The sequence below is a fragment of the Bartonella melophagi K-2C genome (genome assembly GCF_000278255.1).
Lineage (GTDB): Bacteria > Pseudomonadota > Alphaproteobacteria > Rhizobiales > Rhizobiaceae > Bartonella > Bartonella melophagi.
Genome location: NZ_JH725088.1, coordinates 9,314 through 10,997, shown reverse-complemented (window position 1 = coordinate 10,997; position 1,684 = coordinate 9,314). Strand labels below are relative to the sequence as shown.

At 37.6% G+C, this 1,684-nt stretch carries 3 protein-coding genes and 1 pseudogene; 2 read left to right on the top strand and 2 right to left on the bottom strand.

The window, feature by feature from the left end:
- Positions 1-272 (top strand): annotated as a pseudogene (locus ME3_RS07120) (hypothetical protein); the annotation flags it as partial.
- Positions 232-642 (top strand): hypothetical protein, encoded by a 411-nt coding sequence (locus tag ME3_RS07080; RefSeq protein ID WP_210160366.1) that lies wholly within the window; start codon positions 232-234, stop codon positions 640-642. The pseudogene ME3_RS07120 and the gene ME3_RS07080, both read left to right, overlap by 41 nt.
- A 247-nt stretch (positions 643-889) precedes the next feature.
- Here ME3_RS07080 and ME3_RS06530 read toward each other — a convergent pair whose 3' ends face one another.
- Together ME3_RS06530 and ME3_RS07115 are read right to left on the bottom strand one after the other, a co-directional pair.
- Complete coding sequence (locus ME3_RS06530; RefSeq protein ID WP_007478121.1) at positions 890-1,201, bottom strand: addiction module antidote protein; 312 nt, start codon at positions 1,199-1,201, stop codon at positions 890-892.
- Positions 1,202-1,491: 290 nt separating this feature from the next.
- Positions 1,492-1,684, bottom strand: a 193-nt coding sequence (locus ME3_RS07115; RefSeq protein ID WP_210160365.1) for a hypothetical protein, incomplete at its 5' end; no start/stop codon positions are given.

Genomic DNA, 1,684 nt, shown 5'->3' with positions numbered 1-1,684 from the left:
AACTGACGTGGCACAACTGGGTTATTTCCAACTATGGACTTTTAGCTCAGAAAGCAAAACTGGGAAAGGAAAAACAAAATGGCGGTTACGGAAATTACCCTCAACGGCAAAAAAGTATTGGTGAACGCATCGCAGATAACATCCGCAATCTCGGGGATAGAGGTTTCTTTGAGACAAATTTGCAAAATGATAGCACCGGGATTCCCATTACGCTTGAAAGCTGGGAGTTCATTGACGAAACAGCAAGAGATTGTGGCGTTGAACGCTTATGATCAACTTCAAGAATTGTTTGCTGTGAAAGCTGATGGAATAGCTATTGCAGAGGCTATGCGTATACTTTCGTGTGGTTTGAAAATATCACAAAACTCAGATGATGAAGGTATGTCGCTTGCGTACGGGATGGCTCTTGAGACAGTTTCAAAGTGGGCACTCATGGAAACGGTTAAACGGATTTTGCGTGGTGAAGTAAAAACTATATCCGATACGTTTTTTCCAAGCACTTGTGAATTTGTGCGACTGTGCCGTGATTTAGAAGAAGGTCTTCTGACAACAGCAAGTCTTGTGCACAAAGCTGTTGTGAATACACGAGCAAAAGCACAGGAGAGACGAGAGAATGTCATTCCCCTCACAAAAACAGGTTGATGATTTTTAGAACAGCAAACTAGAGAGAAGTGGTGATCACTTTTGGATTAGATATGCGTTTAAATCGACAAAAATGCACCGTAGAGAGAGATTGAGAAGTTTTTTGATGAAATTCTCCACATTGGAAACACAAATCGCTCTGTACAGGCTAATTTGAAGAAAATAGAGCAGATGCAAAATTAGGGCAAGATTAGGGGGATATGACTTTACTTTTTTCTGTCAAAATTGAGGAGAGGATCTTTAAGCTTTAAGCTTTTTCTAAAGATGCGTGTTCTTCATTTTGGGTAGGTGTTAGGCTAATTTGTAAATTCAAAGCACTTAAAACATTAAGAAAGGTTGAAAGCTTAGGATCACCTTTGTCGCTTAAAGAGCGATAAAGAGATTCTCTTGACAACCCAGTGTTTTTAGCGATTTTACTCATTCCTTGATTTTTTGCTATTATCCCAAGAACATGTGCAAGATACTGACTATTTTTACTTTCAAGAGCATCTTGTAAAAGAATTTGTTGAGTTTCAGGAGTTTTAAAATACTCACTTGTATCAAATTTAGTGATTTCCATGTTTGAGTTCCTTTACCCCAGCCATTTTGATTTAACAATTTTAATTTATGCGTCTTTCTCTCACGCTTATTAAAACTATAATTCTCCATCTCTAAAAACTAAATTCTTTATTTAATTTAAAGGGCGATTCTTAAACGCTTGATTTTATAAAACAAATCTATTACTCTAAGGGGCAGCTTATTATGAATAAGTGACAATAATCATCTTACAAACATTATATCTATATGTCTAGGTATGGTTTGGTAAATAATGAGGAAATACAACAATAAAGCCAGAAACTATTGCTTCTGCTATGGAAAATGGCAAAATTTATTCCTAGTAATCTCTTTCAACCATACCGCTCCCTGGGTCATATATAGCCCTGTTTCCTTTCCTTTTCCCTCAATCCTCACCTTTTCTAACAAAACCGTCCCTCCCCCCACATACACACCATACCCCTTATCCTTTCCCACAATCTTCGTCTCTGTCAATTTAGCCGTCACA

Bases quoted from the DNA above. Each gene is read 5' to 3' on its own strand.
- ME3_RS06530 (WP_007478121.1), bottom strand. From the start codon at position 1,201: ATGGAAATCACTAAATTTGATACAAGTGAGTATTTTAAAACTCCTGAA.